This is a genomic window from Methylocystis iwaonis (assembly GCF_027925385.1).
GTDB classification, from domain to species: Bacteria; Pseudomonadota; Alphaproteobacteria; order Rhizobiales; family Beijerinckiaceae; genus Methylocystis; species Methylocystis iwaonis.
In genome coordinates, this window is the sequence record NZ_AP027142.1 from 3,002,349 (window position 1) to 3,020,743 (window position 18,395).

Here is an 18,395-nt window from a genome sequence, read left to right on the forward strand (position 1 = left end):
ACGCCCGTCCTTCAACCCAATTTTTGCATGATTGAGCCAATGAAAGTCGCAGCGATGAAAAAGACTCTTGCTCTGTGCTTTTTGGCGGCGGTCTCTTTCGCTGCGCCGCTGCGCGCCGAAGCGCCGCCGGTTTTCGACCGCGCGCAACGCGCCGACGGCGCCCGCATTACGCCCGACCGTTTCCTGCGCGCCTATGATCCGCTGACGATCTTTTTCCCCGGCGACGTCGGCCCCAAAGCCGGCGGCCCCGAGGACTTGCCCGCGAAATACGCTTCCATCACGCCACAACCCGCCGGCGAATGGCGCTGGATTGGCGCGCGCGCCCTGCAGTTCCGCCCGGCCGAGCCCTGGAAGCCGCTCTCGCATATCACAGTGAAAAGCGGCGGCGCCGAGCAGAAGCTCGTCGCATTGCTGCCGACGCCTGTTTCCAACAATCCTTCAGCGAGCGACGATCCGACGCCCGAATTGACGCAGGTCGCCCTCACTTTTGCGCAACCCGTCGATGTCGCCGCGCTCGCGCGGCTCATGACGGTCGAGCTGCGTCCCGCGCCCGGCGTCTCGGCGCAGGGCGGACAGATTCTAAGCCCCTCCGCCTATGATATTCGCCCCCTGGAGCGTGCAGGCGCCGCCGCCGAACAGACCTATGTGCTGCGGCTGCGCGACAGCATCAATGATGGCCGCGTTGCGATTTTGCGACTGAAGCTCTCTGACGAGCCTGGTCTCGACGACGAAATTTACGAGCTGCGCATTCGCACCGCCCTTCCCTTCGCCGTGACGGAAACGACATGCGGGCGCGGCTGGAGCGACGAGAGGCTCGGCGGCGTGCTGCGCTGCGCGGCGAATGGCGATGCGCCGGCGCCCGAAAGCGGCGACGAGGAAGGCGGCGACGCCGCTTCGACCTATAATCCCACAGCCAGACGCCGCCTCACCTTGAGCCTCAACGCCGAGCCCGAGACGCTTGATATTTTGCGCGCGCGCGACGCCTTGCGCATCACGCCGCCGGTCGACGATCTTGCCGTTGAATCCGACTCGAGCCATCTCAAGATCACCGGCAAATTCCTCTCCGACAAAGCCTATGAGCTGTCGATCGCGCCCGGCGCCATCAAGGACAAGCGCGGCCGTCCGCTCGCCGCGCAATTCACGCAGCGCTTCGCCTTCACGCGCGACAATCCGGCTTTGCAATGGGACGCGGGCTATGGCGTCGTCGAGCGTTTCGGCGCGCAGCTCCTGCCGTTGCGCGGTCGCGGCTATGACCGCGCCGACATCCGCATCCACGCTATCGATCCGCTCGCGCGCGACTTCTGGCCCTTCCCGGAGCATGGCGCCGAAACCATCGACGCCGAAACGCCGCCGCTTCCCGGCAATGAGCCTTCGCGCTGGAGCGAGAGCGGCAATATCGAAGCCGAGGCCATCAAGGAGCGGATTAAAATGTTCGGCTCGCCGGCGGTCTCTCGGCTTGTCGATCTGCCGATCAAGCGCAATGGCGTGGACGCCAAATTCGGCGTTGATCTGAAAGACGACTTCGCGCGCGTTGCGGGCCGCGAGCAGCCGGGAACCTATCTCGTCGGGCTTCGCGCCGTCGACAGCGACAAGCGCAAATGGCTGCGCGTGCAGGTGACGGATCTTTCGCTTTCCGCCATTGAGGAGCCCACGCGCGTGCGTTTCGCCGTGACGTCGCTCGCCACGGCGCAGCCGATCAGCGGCGCGCAAATCCGCGTCGAAGGCGTGAAGGACGACAAATTCACTACGCTCGCGAACGGCGTGACCGACGCGAACGGCTTTTTCTCATGGAGTCCGATCAAGCGCGGCGACGGCGAATTGCGCCGCGTGGTCGTGAGCAAGGGGCTCGACACGCTGGTGATCGATCCAGATAGCGCGCCATCGGAATATTCCAGGGAACTATGGTCGAAGCCCGAGGCGCAATGGCTCTCCTGGGTTTCCGAAACAGATTCGCAGCGCGCCGAGAAACCGCGCACGCTCTGCCATGTGTTTTCGGAGCGGCCGATCTATCGGCCGGAGGAGCCCGCCCATATCAAGGGCTTTGTGCGCAGCTATGTCGGTGGCGCGTTGAGGCTCACGAAAACCGGCGGCACGCTCGTCGTCACGGCGCCGAACAATCAGGAATGGCGCGTGCCGGTGAAGCTCGACGCCAGCGGCAGCTTCTATCACAAATTCGACGCGCAGACGCAGGCGACCGGAGATTATTCGGTGAAGTTCGAGCCCGATGCGCCGAAAGCAAAAAAGCCTGAGAAGAGCGAAGAGGCAGACTCCGCCGAGGGCGAAACGGCGGAAGTCGCGCAGGATACGTCCTGCGGACAATTCACCTTCAAAAAGGAGGCTTACCGCCTGCCGACCTTCGAGGTCGTGCTCAACGCGCCGCAGACAGTCGCGCTCGACGGGACCTTCGACGTGGATCTTCTCGCACGCTATTTCGCCGGCGGCCTCGCGGCGGATCGGCCCATCAAATGGCGCGCCGCGCAATTCCCGCATGTGTTCACGCCGCCGAACCGCGAGGGCTTTCTCTTTTCCACTGACGCACGCTTTTCGAGCGACGGCAAATTCAAATCGACGGCCGTGCTGGAACGCGACGCGCGCACCGACGCCGGCGGCGCCGCGCGCATGACCTTCGACACGACGATCGAGCCAACCGCGCAGCCGCGCCGCTACTCGATCGAAGCAACGGTGACGGGCGATGATGGAATCGAAGTGCGCAACGTCCAGAACGTCATCGCACTGCCGCCCTTCGTGCTCGGCGTGAAGACGCCGCGTTACGTCGAAAAGCCCGGCGCCGTGACGCCGGAGCTCATCGCGGTCGACGGCAAGGGAGAGACGATCGCGGGCGTCGAGATGACGCTGCGGCTCATCAAGCGCAATTGGATTTCGACGCTGCAGGCGAGCGACTTCGCGCAAGGCGCCGCAAAATATGTCACGCAGGTGCAGGACGAGACCGTCTTCGAGCGCAAGGTGACGAGCGCCAAGGAGGCCCAGAAGATCGAGCTGACGACGAAGGACGCGGGCGTCTATGTCGTGCAGTTAGAAGCCTATGACAAATTGAAGCGCCGCCAGCAGGTGAGCGTCGATTTCTTCGTCGGCGGCGACACGCCCGTCACCTTCGCGCGCCCGCCGGCCGCCTCGGCCACGATCACCACCGACAAGGAGAAATATGCGCCCGGCGAGACGGCCACGCTGGTCATCCAGTCGCCGTTTCAGAACGCGCGCGCGCTCGCCATCGTCGAGCAGCCGAACGGCGTCTATGACTACAGCTACGTCGACATCGCCAATGGCTTCGGCCGCTTTACTTTGCCGGTGAAGAAGGAGCAGACGCCCAAGCTCGCCGTGCATTTCCTGATCATGCGCGGGCGCCTCAAGGACAGCGCGCCGCTGCCCTCTAGCAATTTCGATCAGGGCAAGCCCGTCACCATCGCCGCGACCAAATGGGTCGAGGTGACGCCGGTGAAAAACATCGTGAACGTCAAGCTGGAAGCCCCCGCAAAGGCGCGCCCCGGCCAGGAGGTCGAGGTGACATTGAAGCTCGCCGACGACACAGGCAAGCCGATCGCGGGCGAAGCGACCTTCTGGATGGTCGATCAGGCGGTGCTCTCGCTCGCCAAGGAGCGCCCGCTCGATCCGCTGCCGGATTTCATCGTGGCGCGCGAGACGAAAATGGCGGCGCGTGACACGCGCAACATGGCCTTCGGCGTCATTCCGCTCGAAGAGATTGCGGGCGGCGACGCCGAGCTTCAGGAATGGGGCGCGGAGAACAACATCTCCGTGCGCAAGAATTTCACGCCCGTGCCGATCTATCTGCCCAGCGTGAAAGTTGGCGACGACGGCGTCGTAAAAATCAAGGTTGCGCTGCCCGATACGCTCACCGTGTTCAAGCTGCGGGCCAAGGCGGTGAGCGGGCCGGATCGTTTCGGCGCCGCGGGCGGCGAGATGTTCATCCAGCAGGAGCTCGTCGCGCAGCCGGCTTTGCCGCGCTTCATCCGCCCCGGCGATTCTTTCGACATCGGCCTCGTGGCGCGCGTCGTGGAGGGCCCCGGCGGCGCCGGCAAGGCGGCGATCTTTGCGCCGACGCTGAAACTCGCAGGTGAGACGAGCCGCAAGATCGAGTGGGCGCAGAACAAGCCGGTGCGCGTCGATCTGCGCGCGGAGGCGCCGGCTTCGCTCGAAGACAGCGTGAAGCTCAACTTCCGTATCGACCGCGACGTCGACCGTGCGAAAGACGCTGTCGAGATCGACCTTCCCGTGAAGCCCGATCGCGAGCCCACGCGCCGCTATGAGGTTGTCGAAATCGCACAGGGCGAAACCAAGACGCTTGCCGTAACGGGCGAAGCAAGCCGCCCCAAGACCTTCTCGCGCAACATCGTCGTCGCAGCCGATCCGGCGATCGTCAAGCTGGTCGCCGGCCTCGACATGCTCGTCGATTATCCCTACGGCTGCACCGAGCAGCGGCTTGCGCTGGCGCGCGCCAGCCTGTCGCTCAAGGGCTTCTCGCCAATCCTCTCGGCGGCGGGCCTGCAGGATCGCGTCTCCGCGAGCGTGCGAAACGCGGCGATGCAGATCGAGCAATCGGTCGACAGCGACGGGCTCGTGGCCTTCTGGCCGCGCGCGCGCGGCAATGTGCTGCTCACCGCCTGGGCCTACGCCTTCCTCGCGCACGCCGATCGCGCGGGCGAGCCGGTCGACAAGACTCTGATGGATCGGCTGGCCAACATTCTGAAACTCTCGCTGCGTTCCGACTATGCGCGCCTGCTCGGCGGCGAAGAAATGCGCGAGCGCGCGGCGGCGCTCGCAGCGCTTGCGGAAGGCGGCAAGCTCGACGAATCTTACGTCGCGGAATTCGCGCGCCGCGCCGATTTCCTGCCGAATGAAAGCGTCGCCGAAATGGCGGCGGCGGCTGCGCGCCTTGCCAATGTCGATCAGCGCATTCTCGCTTCTCTCATGGAGACCATGTGGGGCCGCGTGAAATTCGCGAACCGCGGCGGCGCGCAAGTCTATGCGGGCATGGCGGGCGAAAGCGCTTCCGACGTCATCCTGCCCTCCGAGACGCGCAGCCTCGCGGAGATGCTGCGCGCGGCGGCGCTCGCCGCGCCCTCCGATCCGCGCGCGCCGGTGCTACGCGACGCGCTGCTGCGGCTGGGCGAAGGCGACGGCTGGGGCAGCACAAACGCCAACGCCAGCGCCATCGAAGCGCTCGCCGAAGGTTGGCGCCGCCCCGTGACGCCGATCACCGTCGCCTTCGCGCAAGGCGGCGCGCCCGAGACTGTCACGATTGACGCCAACAATCCCGTGGCGCGCCATGCGAGCGACAAGGACGCGCCGCTGACCATCGCCAACACATCGAACGCGCCACTGATCGCGCTCGTAGAGACGCGCTACATGCCCGCCGAGACCGGCGCCAAAGCGCAGGCTGCAAGCGAAGGCTTCGTCATTACGCGGCAGAGTTGGCGCGTGAAAAACGGGCTGGCCCCGGAGAAGTTAGAGGCGGCCAATGGCGCCTTGCGCGTGAACCAGGGCGACGTCATCGAGGAGACGGCGGAAGTCGTGAACCCTGAAGATCGCACTTATGTCGCGATCTCTTTGCCGCTCGCGGCGGGCTATGAGCCGCTCAATCCCAATATCGCGACGGCGCCCGCCGAAGCCCAGCCCTCCAGCGCGCCAACGCTCGCGCCGACCTGGGTCTCGTATGGCGATGATCGCGTGCTCTATGCGTATGACTCGCTGCCCAAGGGCAATTACCGCTTCGCCTTCCGCCTCAAGGCGCAAACGGCGGGGGCCTATACGCAACCGCCCGCGCTTGTGGAGACGATGTACAAGAAAGGCCTGCGCGGCCAGAGCGCCGGCGCGCGCGTGGAAATCGCCAAGCAGCCATGAGCCGCCTAGCGCTTCTCGTCGCGCTCGCTTTCGTCGCGACGGCGCTACGCGGCGGGCTCATGATCTGGCAGGAGGCCGCGCGCGGCGCCGATCTTACTGCGCCGCCCGCGAGCCAGATCGTCTATGACCGCAACGGCGCCTTTCTCACGCAGATCGGCAACGCGACCCAGGGCGAGAAAGGCGAGAAGCGCGTCGACTACGGCTATTGGCCGCTGGAGCGCATCCCCGAGCGCGTCGCCCGCGCGACGCTCATTCTCGAAGACCGGCGCTTTTACGCGCACTCCGGCGTCGATCCGCGCGCCGTGGCGCGGGCGCTGTGGAACAATCTCGCCCATCGCCGCCAAATGGAGGGCGCCTCGACCATCGCCATGCAGGTCGCGCGCATGCAGCGGCCGGGGCCGCGCACATACGCCAACAAATTCTGGGAAGCGGCGACAGGGCTCGCGATCGTTGCGCGCCAGGGGCGCGAGGCGACGCTCTCCCATTATCTGCGCCTTGCGCCCTATGGGCTCGGCAGCCACGGTATTTCGCACGCTGCGCGCTTCTATTTCGACAAGCCGGTCGATGATCTCTCCTGGGCGCAGGTGGCGCTGCTCGCCGCTATTCCGCAATCGCCGGGCCGCATGAACGTCACGCGCGAGAGCGGCCTGCGGCTCGCCGTCGAACGCGCGCGCTACGCCATTGCGCAGCTCGAAAAAGAGGGCGCGCTCGACGCCGCCCAGGCCGAATTGGCGCGGCGCGAGCTTGCCGCCATGCGGCCGCTCGCGCCCAAGCGCCGCCCGGAGACGCTGCATCTCGCCTTGCGCTACGAACGCCTTGCGCGCGAAGGCCGCGTGCGCGCGACCTCGCAATATGATCCGCGCATCCATGCGACCATCGACCTCTCCATCGAGCGCGAGGCGACGCAGCTCGCGCGCCGCTACCTCTCCATCTTTCGCAACGCCGGCGCGCGGCAGGTAGCGATCATGGTGGCGGAGCGCGGCTCCAACGCCATCATCGCCGATGTCGGCTCCGCCGATTATAACGATCCGCGCGCCGGCGCCTTCGATTTCACCCGCGCGCCGCGCTCGCCCGGCTCGACGCTCAAGCCGTTCATCTATGCGCTCGCTTTGGAGCGCGGCGCGCTGAAGCCCACCGACCTTCTCGACGATCTTCCCGAAGGCGCCTCGGGCGTTTCCAACGCCGACGGCCTCTACCTCGGGCCGCTGACGCCGCGCCAGGCGCTCGCCAATTCGCGCAATGTGCCGGCGACCAACCTGCTGCGCCGCGTGGGTCTCGAGGCAAACTTCCTGTTCCTGCACGAGCTCGGCCTGCACGATCTCGAAGCGACGCCGGAAAGCTTCGGCGTCTCCATGGCGATCGGCGCCTTGCCGACGCGGCTCGAACGCCTGATGCGCGCCTATGCGGCGCTCGCCGACGACGGCGTGATGCGCGATCTCTCTTTCGCGCGCGACGAAGAACGCGCGCCCCCGCGCCGCGTCATGTCGCTCGACACGGCGCGGCTGGTCACGTCGTTCCTCGCCGATCCACAGGCGCGCCTGCCCTCCTTCCCGCGCTACGGGCCGCTCGAATATCCTTTCGCCGTCGCCGTGAAGACCGGCACCTCGCAAAATTATCGCGACGCCTGGGCGCTCGCTTTCTCGCACAAATTCATTGTCGGCGTCTGGATCGGACGCGGCGACGCGAGCGGCATGCGCGCCCTCACGGGCGCCAGCTCAGCGGCGCGGTTGGCGCATGCGATGATGACGAAGCTGCATGGGACGAAACCCGGCGACCTCGCGCCCGAGGCTTTCGCGCCGCCGCCTGGGCGGGTCGCCATCGATCTCTGCCGTGCGGACGCCGGGCCGGAGTGCCCGCAGACGCTGCGCGAATGGGTGCGGCCCGACGAGATTTCCGCCCGGCCCGCCGCGCACGCCCCGGCGGCCGTCGAAGAGGCGCTCGCAGCGGAGAGCGGCGCGCTCGTCATCGCGACGCCCGAGCACAATATGCACATCTGGCGCAATCCGGAGCAGCCGGCTCCCTTGAACAAGCTCGCTTTGAAGCTCGCTGATGGCGGAAAGGACGCCCAAATCGTCTGGTTGGTCGACGGCGCGCCTTTCACGGTTGCGCAGGCGGATGAGACCGTCTTCTGGCCGATGACGCCCGGCGCGCATCGTATTCAGGCGAGATTGGCTCTGGCCCCCGTGGCGTCGCGCCCGGTGCGGGTGATCGTTGAGTGACGACGCTCCACCCAACGGCCCTCACCGACCGGGAAGCCAGGGCGACCACTGTCGTCATTGCGAGGAGCGTAGCGACGAAGCAATCCAGAGCAGCTACTGCGGCCCTGGATTGCTTCGCTTCGCTCGCAATGACGGGTGGATTGCACGCTGCTCATAAACACACTGCGACTCCTCTCCCCGCTTGCGACCGTAAACGGGAGAAGGAGTGCTCATCATCTGCGCTAAACCAGGCGCAAAGCGAAAGCAGCCCTTGTTCTTATCAGGCGTTATATTATAACATCAAGCATGACCGACGCGACCCAAGGCCACCGCCACGCCCACGACCACGCGGTCCTGCGCGCGCAAGGGCTTGCCCAATCGGCGGACCGCGCGCCCCCCGCGCGCGCGTCGCTGCTCGAAGCTTCAGCCGTCGCGCGTCTTTCCGGCGTTTCGCTCGCCATCGCCGCCCTTTGGGCCGGCGTTTATTGGGCGCTCCATTGAGGAGCATGGCGTCGCCGGGGCCGATTCGCCTCGTCAATCTCACGCTCGGCTATGACCGCCGCCCCGCCGTCCATCACCTCGAAGGCGAGATTGCGCCCGGCGCCGCGCTCGCCGTCTGCGGCCCGAACGGCGCAGGCAAATCCACTTTGTTGAAAGCCCTCGCGGGCCTCCTCCCGCCGCTTGGCGGGCGCATCGAGCGCGGCGGCGCAACGGCGCGCGAGATCGCCTATCTCCCGCAGCTCGTCGACATCGACCGCTCCTTCCCGATCAATGTGCGCGATTTCGTCGCCATGGGCGCCATGCGTCGGGTCGGGTTGTTCGGCCGCCTCGACGCCGGAGAGCGGGAGCGCGCCGCGCAGGCCATCGACCGCGTCGGCCTCGCCGGCATGGAGGATCGCCCGATCGACACGCTTTCCGGCGGCCAGATGCAGCGCGTGCTGTTTGCCCGGCTCATCGTCCAGGACCAGCGCGTGATTCTGCTCGACGAGCCCTTTGGCGCCATCGACGAAGCGACGACCGACGATCTCCTCGGCCTCATCGCGCAGTGGCGCGGCGAGGGGCGCACCATCGTCGCCGTGCTGCATGAGCTCGATCTCGCCCGCCGCGCCTTCCCGCAGACCCTGCTGCTCGCCCGCGAGCGCATCGCCTGGGGCGAAACCGGCGCGACGCTCTGCGCCGACAACCTCGCCCGCGCGCGGGCCATGTCGGAAGCCTATGACCGGCAGGCGCGCGAATGTCTGAGAGACGAAGAAGCGGCTCATGCTCACTGAGATCCTTGTCTCGCCCTTCCTCGACTATGAATTCATGCGCCGCGCGCTCGTGGGTTCGCTGGCGCTTGCGGTTTCCGGGGCGCCGCTCGGCGTGTTTCTCATTTTGCGCCGCATGTCGCTTGCCGGCGACGCGCTCTCGCACGCTGTGCTTCCGGGCGCGGCGGTCGGCTATCTCGTCGCGGGCCTCTCACTGCCGGCCATGACCTTCGGCGGGCTTGTCGCGGGGCTCGTCGTCGCCATCGCCACAGGAGCCGCCTCACGCTTCACCACATTGCGCGAAGACGCCTCGCTCGCCGCCTTCTACCTCGTCTCGCTTGCGCTGGGCGTCGTTCTGGTGTCGCTGAAAGGCTCGAGCGTCGATCTTCTGCATGTGCTGTTTGGCTCGGTCTTCGGCCTCGACGATTCCGCGCTCGTCATGCTCGCCGGCGTCTCGACGCTGACGCTCGTCGCTCTCGCCGTCTTCTATCGCGCACTCGCCATGGACACGCTCGACCCGCTCTTTTTGCGCCAGACGAGCCGGCTCGGCGAATTCATCCCTTTCCTGTTCCTCGGCCTTGTCGTGCTCAATCTCGTCGCAGGCTTTCAGGCGCTCGGCACGCTGATGGCGGTCGGCCTCATCATGCTGCCCGCCGCCGCCGCGCGGCTCTGGACCCATGAGCTTGCCGTCGCTCTGCCGCTCGCCGCCGGCGTCGCGGCGGTCTGCGTCTATGCGGGCCTCGTCTTTTCCAATGAGACGGGCGCGCCCACCGGCCCGGCGATCATTCTCGCAGCCGGCCTCGTTTATTTCGCTTCGCTTATTTTTGGCTCCGCCGGCGGCGCGCTGCGGCTCAAGCGGCCGCGCCGGCATCTCGAAGGATGATATTCATGCTGACACGCCGCGCCTTTGTCGCCGCCTTCGCCGCTGCGCTCGCGGTCCCGGCTTACGCGGGACCGGAGAGCCTCCCCGTCGTCGCAAGCTTCTCGATCATCGGCGATTTCGTCCGGCAGGTCGGCGGCGATCGCGTCACGGTGACGACCCTCGTAGGTCCCGACGGCGACGCCCATGTCTATCAGCCGACCCCGGCCGACGGCCGCAAGATCGCGCAGGCCAAGCTCATTTTCGTCAATGGCCTGGGGTTCGAAGGCTGGCTCGAACGCCTCGTCGCCGCGGCCAAGAGCAGGGGAACTATCGTCACGCTCGGCAAGGGCGTCGCCGCCCGGCCCGGCGAGGAGGGAACCGACCCGCACGCCTGGCAGGATGTCGCCAACGCCAAGGTCTATGTCGCCGAAATCCGCGACGCGCTCGCGGCCGCCGATCCGGCAGGCGCCGAGGCCTATAAGACGAACGCCGCCGCCTATCTCGCCAAGCTCGACGCGCTCGACGCCGAGATCGTCAAAGCGCTCGACGCCATCCCCAAGGAGCGCCGCCGCGTCGTCTCGACCCATGACGCCTTCGGCTATTTCTCGGCGCGCTATGGCGTCGAATTCATCGCCCCTCAGGGCGTTTCGACCGAGGCTGAGGCCAGCGCCCGCGACATCGCCCGCATCATCGATTCCGTGAAACAGCACAAGGTCGGGGCGGTGTTTTTGGAGAATATCGCCGACCCCCGGCTCGCCAAGCGCATCGCGGCCGAAACCGGCGCGAAGATCGGCGGCACGCTCTATTCCGACGCCCTCTCCGGTCCCAAGGGGGACGGCGCGAATTATATCGACATGATGCGCCACAATGTTAGAGAATTGAGCAAAGCCCTGGCGCCGTAGGCTTCCCCCTCCCCACCCCTCCCCCACTTCGTGGGAGAGGGAGCAGACGGCGGCCTTCATGACGTTCCGCCCACCCCGATCATGAGCGTCCCCTCTCCCGCCTAGCGGGGGAGGGACAGGGAGGGGGCGACAGCATTTGGAGCACGCGGCGTTGACCGACAAAATTCCCGTTACCGTCATCACCGGCTATCTCGGCGCCGGCAAGACGACTCTCCTCAACCGCATCCTCACCGAGCAGCACGGCCGCCGCTACGCCGTCATCGTCAATGAATTCGGCGAGATCGGCATCGACAACGACCTCATCGTCGGCGCCGACGAAGAAGTCTTCGAGATGAACAACGGCTGCATCTGCTGCACCGTGCGCGGCGATCTCATCCGCATCATCGAAGGGCTCATGCGCCGGCGCGGCAAATTCGACGCCATCATCGTCGAGACCACCGGCCTCGCCGACCCCGCCCCCGTCGCCCAGACCTTCTTCGTCGACGCCGATGTGAAGGACGCGGCGCAGCTCGACGCCGTCGTCACCGTGGCCGACGCCAAATGGCTGAGCGAGCGCCTGAAGGACGCGCCGGAAGCCAAGACGCAGATCGCCTTCGCCGACGTCGTCATCCTCAACAAGACCGATCTCGTGACGCCGGAGGAGCTCGAAGAGACCGAGGCGCGCATCCGCGGCATCAATCCCTATGCGAGCCTGCATCGCGCCGTGAAGGCCAATGTGCCGCTGAACGCCGTGCTGGAGCGCAGCGCTTTCGATCTCGACCGCATCCTTCAGATCGAGCCGAATTTCCTCGTGGCCGAGGAACATGATCACGACCATCATCACCACCATGGTCACGATCACGAATGCGGTCCCGAGTGCGATCACGACCATGAGCATCATGCGCATGATCACCACGATCACGACCATGAGTGCGGGCCGGAGTGCGAGCACGAGCATCATCATCATGACCACGACGGCCACGGCCATCTGAAAGCGATCCACGACAGCGAGATGCAGTCGATCTCGCTACGCCATGCGGGCGAGGTCGATCCTGAGCGTTTCGTGCCCTGGCTCAACGAGCTGGTCCAAAAAGAGGGCGCGGACATTCTGCGCTGCAAGGGCATCGTGGCCTTCAAGAACGAGCCGCGGCGCTTCGTCTTCCAGGGCGTTCACATGATCCTCGACGGCGATCTGCAGCGCGAATGGAAGGACGACGAAAAGCGCGAGTCGCGCCTCGTCTTCATCGGCCGCAAGCTCAAGGAAGACGCGATCCGTAAGGGTTTCGAGGCGGCCGTCTCCTGAACCACCCGTGACTGAATCCAGAGCAAACACGACCGTCTCCGCCTTCTGATACGAGATCCGCTTGATTGGTTCGCTGTCATTCCCGACGCTCGCGAAGCGAGCGATCGGGAATCCAGAGCTAAACCAGCGCTTTTGGGGCTCTGGATTCCCGATCGGGCCTTTGGCCCGTCGGGAATGACACGTCCCCATGCGAGCTGTTCAAACTGCAATGGTTTGATAGCTTGGGTGGCGTTGCCGCCTTGCCCTCGGCCCCTAATTCCATCCGGAAGCGGCGCGCCAGCCGCGCCCGGAGCCGCCATGCTGAAGCGCCTGTTGGAGCATTATCTGTTCCTGTCGCGCTGGCTGCTCGCGCCCTTCTTCATCATGCTGACGCTCGGGCTCTTCGCCCTGATGGTGAACGCCGGGCGCCATCTCGTTTCGATCGTAACGTCTCTGGGCTCGACCAGCGAGGACAGGGTCATTCTCGAGCTGCTCGGCCTCATTGACCTCACGCTCACCGGCGCGCTGGTCATGATCGTGACGATCTCACTCTATGAAAACTTTGTTTCGGGCGTTCCGGCGACGACGCGCGAAGGCTGGCCGAGCTGGATGGGCGGCATCGACTTCACGCAGTTGAAGCTGAAGCTGCTCACCACCATTGTCGCCATCTCGGCGATCAAGCTCCTCGAAGTTTTTATGGACGTGCCGAAGCTGGACGAGCGCGACCTCAATTATTACATCGCCATTCACATCACCTTCGTGGTCTCGACCTTCCTCTTCGCCTTCTCCGACAGGGTGACGATCTCGGGGCAGGCGGAAAAGAAGACGTCCGACGAGACCGGGCCGAAGAACGGGGCTTAAAAGATCGCAAGCCGTCATTGCGAGCGAAGCGAAGCAATCCAGAGCCACGCCTCGGCTCTGGATTGCTTCGTCGCTACGCTCCTCGCAATGACGACGCGCGTTCCCCGTTGACGCACCAGGAAAAACCCGCCTAGTACCGCCATGGCTTCTACGACCCCACCCCTGCAAAGCGCCAAGCCGCTTTTTTCCTACCGGAAATACTGGGCGCATCGTTTCGGCGTCGCGCCCTTCCTGCCCATGTCGCGGGCGGAGATGGAGGCGCTCGGCTGGGATTCCTGCGACATCATCCTCGTTACCGGCGACGCCTATATCGACCATCCGAGCTTCGGCATGGCGATCGTCGGGCGCCTGCTGGAAGCGCAGGGCTTTCGCGTGGGCATCATCTCGCAGCCAGACTGGCGCGACGCCTCGGACTTCAAAAAGCTGGGCAAGCCGAACCTCTTCTTCGGCGTCACCAGCGGCAATATGGATTCGATGGTCAACCGCTATACGTCGGACCGTCGCATCCGCAGGAACGACTCCTACACGGCGGGCGGCGAGGGCGGGAAACGGCCGGACCGCTCGGTTATCGTCTACGCCCAGCGCGCCCGCGAAGCCTTCCCCGAGACGCCCATTGTGCTGGGCGGCATCGAGGCCTCGCTGCGCCGCATCGCCCATTACGACTATTGGTCGGACAAGGTGCGTCGTTCCATCCTGCTCGACGCCAAGGCCGATCTGCTGCTCTACGGCAACGCCGAGCGGGCGCTGATCGAGGTCGCGCATCGCATCGCCAAGCGCGGGCTGGCGCAGGATTTCTCCGACATTTGCGGCCTCGCTTTGCTGCGCGACGCGACGCCCGAAGGATGGGTCGAAGCCTCGGCCGAAGATATCGACAGCGCCGACGAAGGGCGTCTGCGCAAGGACGATGCGCGCAGCGGCGCCGATGTCGTCATCCGCCTGCCCTCATACGAACAAGTATCGAGCGACCCGGAAGCTTATGCGCGCGCCTCGCGCGTGCTGCACAAGGAGAGCAATCCCGGCAACGCCCGCCCGCTGACGCAGCGGCACGGCAACAAGGACGTCTGGCTCACCGCGCCGCCCATTCCACTCACGACGGCGGAGATGGACGCCGTCTATGACCTGCCCTTCGCGCGCGCGCCGCACCCGTCTTACGAGGGCGCCAAAATCCCCGCCTGGGAGATGATCCGCCATTCGGTGACGATCATGCGCGGCTGCTTTGGCGGCTGCTCTTTCTGCTCGATCACCGAGCACGAAGGCCGCGTCATCCAATCGCGTTCGGAAGCCTCGATCCTCAAAGAGATCGAGATCATCCGCGACAAGACGGAAGGCTTCACCGGCATTATCTCCGACATTGGCGGGCCGACCGCCAATATGTATCGCATGGCCTGCCGCGACAAAGAGACCGAGGCCCTGTGCCGGCGCCCGTCCTGCGTCTATCCCGACATCTGCAAGAACCTCAACACCAGCCATGACGCGCTGATCGAACTCTATCGCAAGGCGCGCGCGCTTCCCGGCGTGAAGAAGGTGATGGTGGCTTCCGGCGTGCGCTACGACCTCGCGGTGAAAAGCCCGGCCTATATACGAGAGCTCGTCGAGCATCATGTCGGCGGCTATTTGAAGATCGCGCCCGAACATACGGAAAGCGGCCCGCTCTCCAAGATGATGAAGCCGGGCATCGGCTCCTACGACCGCTTCAAGCAGTTATTCGACGCGGCGGCGCGGGCGGCGAAGAAGGAATATTACCTCATCCCCTACTTCATCGCGGCGCATCCGGGCACGACGGATGAGGACATGATGAATCTGGCGCTGTGGCTGAAGCGCAATAAATACCGCGCCGATCAGGTGCAGACCTATCTGCCCTCGCCCATGGCGCTGTCGACAGCCATGTATCACTCGGGCTTCAATCCGCTGAAACCCGTGCGGCGCGGAGCGTCCGAGCAAGTCGACGCGGTGAAGGGGATAAGGCAGCGGCGCCTGCACAAGGCTTTCCTGCGCTATCACGATCCCGAAAACTGGCCGATGCTGCGCGAGGCGCTGAAAGCCATGGGCCGCGCCGACCTCATCGGGCCCGGCAAGCATCAGCTCGTGCCGAATTGGCAGCCGAAAGGAACCGGCGAGGGCGGCCCCTCTATTAGGCGCGGAGCGTCAGGCGAGCGTAAGTTCCTCACGAAGGGCGTCGTCTATCGGAAGCCGGCCGTCAAATAAATAATCACCGCCGTCATTGCGAGGAGGCGGAGCCGACGAAGCAATCCAGGGCCGCATCGCCGCCCTGGATTGCTTCACACTCGGCCAGCCGCTTTTACTCGAGAGTCGCAAAGCGCCGTCGTCATTTTGTCAAAGCCCCGTCACCAGTGTGTCGTTGCCCCTTGTTAGTGAGCCCCGCAAGCACAGCCTTGGGGGCCGACACAATGACCGCAAGTAACCGCCGCGATTTTATGCGCCTTGCTGGTACCACAGCGCTCGCCACGAGTTTTCCGCCGAGCATCGAACGCGCGCTGGCGCTGCCGGCGAATAAGCGGACGGGCACCATCCAGGACGTCGAACATATCGTCGTCCTGACCCAGGAGAACCGCTCCTTCGATCACTATTTCGGCAGCCTGCGCGGCGTGCGCGGGTTTGGCGATCCGCGTCCGGCCTTTCTGCCATCCAAGAAATCAGTGTTTCATCAGCCCTATGGCGCCAGCGAGCTCCTGCCCTATCGTCCCGACGCGCATCCGGTGGGATCGCAGTTCCTGGCCGGCACGCCGCACAATTGGCCGGACGCCCACAAGGCCTGGAATAATGGTCAATACGACCAGTGGGTCGCGGCCAAGGGCCCGCTGACCATGGCCTATATGACCCGGGAAGACATTCCGTTCCATTACGCCTTGGCCGACGCCTTCACCATTTGCGACGCTTATCACTGCTCCTTCATGGGAGCGACCGACCCCAACCGCTATTACATGTGGACCGGCTGGGTCGGCAATGACGGCGCCAATGGCGGGCCCGTCCTCGACAATTCCGAGGCCGGCTACGACTGGCGCACCTATCCGGAGCTTTTGGAAAAAGCCGGCGTGTCCTGGAAGGTCTATCAGGACATCGGGGCGGGACTGAACGACGCCGGATCGTGGGGCTGGACGACCGATCCCTATATCGGCAATTACGGCGACAATTCGCTGCTCTATTTCCATCAGTATCAGAACGCACAGCCGGGCGCGCCGCTCGCCGACAAGGCGAAGACCGGCACGAACATCGCCGTTGGCGGCGCGTTGTTCGACATTCTTCGCGACGACGTGCGTCGCAATGCGCTGCCGCAAGTCTCCTGGATCACCGCTCCCGAGGCCTATACCGAACATTCGAACTGGCCGGTCAATTACGGCGCCTGGTACATCTCGCAAGTTCTCGACGCGCTGACCTCCAATCCGGAAGTCTGGAGCAAGACCGTCCTGATCATCAATTACGATGAGAACGACGGCTTCTTCGACCACGTCGTTGCGCCTTATGCGCCGCAATCGCCGTCGCAAGGTCTCTCCACGGTCGCCACGACGCACGAGATTTATGCGGGCGGCGCGAAATACGCCGCGGGCCCCTACGGCCTCGGCGCGCGCGTGCCGCTGTTCGCCGTCTCGCCCTGGAGCAAAGGCGGTTATGTCTGCTCCGAATTGTTCGACCACACCTCGGTCATTCGCTTCATCGAGCGTCGCTTCGGCGTTGTCGAAACGCAAATCTCGGCGTGGCGCCGCGCCATCTGCGGCGATCTGACCTCGGCCTTCGATTTCACGCGGCCCGACAAACGCTTCGTCGCCCTGCCGAGCACGGCGTCTTACGCGCCGCCGGACCGGCAGCGACATCCCAGCTACGTCCCCACCCTGCCGACCCAGCAGGCGATGCCGAAACAGGAAAGCGGCGCGCGCTACGCCCGCCCACTGCCCTATGCGCTCGATGTGAAAGGCGCCCTCGACCTCGCGAAGACGTTCCACCTCGAAATTGCCAACAAAGGCAAGGCGGGGGCCTGGCTACAGGTGCGTTCGGGCGACGCTTCCTCTGGCCCATGGAGCTATACGGTCGAGGCCGGCAAGTCGCTTTCCGACAGCTTGAAGGTCCCGGTCAGCGGCCTGTACGATTTCTCGGTTTATGGCCCGAACGGCTTCCTTCGCACCTTCAAGGGCGGCGTCGCGGCTGGCTCGGCCGACTTCTATGTCGGCGCCCATTACGAGAACGAGGAGGAGGAGGCGTATCGCGAATTCGAGATCGTCGTCGCAAATCGCGGAGCGAGCGCCCGCACCGTCACGATCTTCAACGCCTATACTGGCCACACGGCAAAGCGGCGTCTTTCCCCGGGCGAGCGTTTCGAGAAGTCCTGGCCGCTGGAAGCCAGCTTCGGCTGGTACGATCTGCTGATCACCATCGATGAGGACAAGAGCTTCGAGCGCCGTCTCGCGGGCCATATCGAAAACGGCAAAGACAGCGTCAGCGACCCGGCCTTCGGCTCGAACGGCGGCAAGCGTGTCAAATCCGCCGAGGTCGAACACGAGAACGAATAGCCGTCTGGCGTAAGATTTCGCGGGGCCGCCGCTCTGGCAATTGAGCGGCGGCCTTGTCGCATTCGCCCCGAGGCAAGCGGCGCATGATTTCGACGATCGAGATGAGCTTGCGCCTCAGCGCCAACCACTGACGGCCGCGCGTCAAACTTGCCGCGCGCCCCTTATACCGTTTCCGTTTGAATAGCTCGGATTGGGGCTTGTCATTCCCGACGGGCCGAAGGCCCGATCGGGAATCCAGAGCCACAAAAGCGCTGGTTTGGCTCTGGATTCCCGATCGCTCGCTGCGCGAGCGTCGGGAATGACGCCGAACCAATCAAGCGGATCTCGTATTACTCGATGCCCTCCCGACGGCTTCGAGTGTTGTAAGCCTCGCGAAAGCGCCTGTCGATTTCGCTCGGCTCAACGGGCGCCGGCTGCGCGGCTGCGAGGGCGCCGCGGACCGCCGAGGCTTCTTCCGCGGTCAAGACGAGCGGTCCCGCCATATGCGTCGCATTGGGCACACTCGCCAGGATCGCTTTGCGATTGGGATGGGTCGCGATCTCGACGATCCCGTCGGCGACCGGCTCGCGCGCCACGCAGACATAGGGACCGATGACTTCGATTGCGCGGCCATCTGACGTATTCCGGATGAATGTGACTTGCATCTTCTCGACTGCCCCACGCT

Annotated in this window: 10 protein-coding genes and 1 pseudogene; 10 read left to right on the plus strand and 1 reads right to left on the minus strand. The window is 65.1% G+C overall.

Annotated elements, in window-relative coordinates; genetic code table 11:
* The first annotated feature begins 54 nt into the window (after window positions 1-54).
* From QMG84_RS14405 to QMG84_RS14450, 10 genes and pseudogenes are all read left to right on the plus strand, one after another.
* Window positions 55-5,877, plus strand: a complete 5,823-nt coding sequence (locus QMG84_RS14405; protein ID WP_281928737.1) for an alpha-2-macroglobulin — start codon at window positions 55-57, stop codon at window positions 5,875-5,877.
* Complete coding sequence (locus tag QMG84_RS14410; protein ID WP_281928739.1) at window positions 5,874-8,096, plus strand: transglycosylase domain-containing protein; 2,223 nt, start codon at window positions 5,874-5,876, stop codon at window positions 8,094-8,096. Before QMG84_RS14405 ends, QMG84_RS14410 begins: the two co-directional genes overlap by 4 nt.
* 285 nt (window positions 8,097-8,381) lie before the next feature.
* Window positions 8,382-8,576, plus strand: coding sequence for a hypothetical protein (locus tag QMG84_RS14415; RefSeq protein ID WP_281928741.1), 195 nt, complete (start codon window positions 8,382-8,384; stop codon window positions 8,574-8,576).
* Window positions 8,577-8,665: 89 nt separating this feature from the next.
* Window positions 8,666-9,346: pseudogene (locus tag QMG84_RS14420) on the plus strand (metal ABC transporter ATP-binding protein); the annotation flags it as partial.
* Entirely contained in the window at window positions 9,336-10,205 is an 870-nt protein-coding gene (locus QMG84_RS14425) for a metal ABC transporter permease (RefSeq protein WP_281928744.1), read from the plus strand. The pseudogene QMG84_RS14420 and the gene QMG84_RS14425, both read left to right, overlap by 11 nt.
* A 5-nt stretch (window positions 10,206-10,210) precedes the next feature.
* Entirely contained in the window at window positions 10,211-11,086 is an 876-nt protein-coding gene (locus tag QMG84_RS14430; protein ID WP_281928745.1) for a metal ABC transporter substrate-binding protein, read from the plus strand.
* Between the two features lie 151 nt (window positions 11,087-11,237).
* Window positions 11,238-12,368, plus strand: a complete 1,131-nt coding sequence (locus QMG84_RS14435; RefSeq protein ID WP_281928746.1) for a CobW family GTP-binding protein — start codon at window positions 11,238-11,240, stop codon at window positions 12,366-12,368.
* A gap of 297 nt (window positions 12,369-12,665) precedes the next feature.
* Window positions 12,666-13,208: a YqhA family protein gene (locus QMG84_RS14440; protein WP_281928747.1), complete on the plus strand. Its 543-nt coding sequence runs from the start codon at window positions 12,666-12,668 to the stop codon at window positions 13,206-13,208.
* A gap of 141 nt (window positions 13,209-13,349) precedes the next feature.
* A complete protein-coding gene (locus tag QMG84_RS14445) occupies window positions 13,350-15,413 on the plus strand; it encodes a YgiQ family radical SAM protein (RefSeq protein WP_281928749.1) in 2,064 nt (687 codons plus the stop codon).
* Window positions 15,414-15,616: 203 nt separating this feature from the next.
* Window positions 15,617-17,731: a phosphocholine-specific phospholipase C gene (locus QMG84_RS14450; RefSeq protein WP_281928751.1), complete on the plus strand. Its 2,115-nt coding sequence runs from the start codon at window positions 15,617-15,619 to the stop codon at window positions 17,729-17,731.
* A 329-nt stretch (window positions 17,732-18,060) separates the two neighbouring features.
* On the opposite strand, the gene QMG84_RS14455 is transcribed toward QMG84_RS14450, so the two are convergent.
* Window positions 18,061-18,375, minus strand: coding sequence for a hypothetical protein (locus QMG84_RS14455; RefSeq protein WP_202073896.1), 315 nt, complete (start codon window positions 18,373-18,375; stop codon window positions 18,061-18,063).
* Window positions 18,376-18,395 lie beyond the last annotated feature (20 nt).

Coding starts and splice junctions, on each gene's coding strand:
- QMG84_RS14405 (WP_281928737.1), top strand. CDS start 55: ATGAAAAAGACTCTTGCTCTGTGCTTTTTGGCGGCGGTCTCTTTCGCT.
- QMG84_RS14410 (WP_281928739.1), top strand. CDS start 5,874: ATGAGCCGCCTAGCGCTTCTCGTCGCGCTCGCTTTCGTCGCGACGGCG.
- QMG84_RS14415 (WP_281928741.1), top strand. CDS start 8,382: ATGACCGACGCGACCCAAGGCCACCGCCACGCCCACGACCACGCGGTC.
- QMG84_RS14425 (WP_281928744.1), top strand. CDS start 9,336: ATGCTCACTGAGATCCTTGTCTCGCCCTTCCTCGACTATGAATTCATG.
- QMG84_RS14430 (WP_281928745.1), top strand. CDS start 10,211: ATGCTGACACGCCGCGCCTTTGTCGCCGCCTTCGCCGCTGCGCTCGCG.
- QMG84_RS14440 (WP_281928747.1), top strand. CDS start 12,666: ATGCTGAAGCGCCTGTTGGAGCATTATCTGTTCCTGTCGCGCTGGCTG.
- QMG84_RS14445 (WP_281928749.1), top strand. CDS start 13,350: ATGGCTTCTACGACCCCACCCCTGCAAAGCGCCAAGCCGCTTTTTTCC.
- QMG84_RS14450 (WP_281928751.1), top strand. CDS start 15,617: ATGACCGCAAGTAACCGCCGCGATTTTATGCGCCTTGCTGGTACCACA.
- QMG84_RS14455 (WP_202073896.1), bottom strand. CDS start 18,375: ATGCAAGTCACATTCATCCGGAATACGTCAGATGGCCGCGCAATCGAA.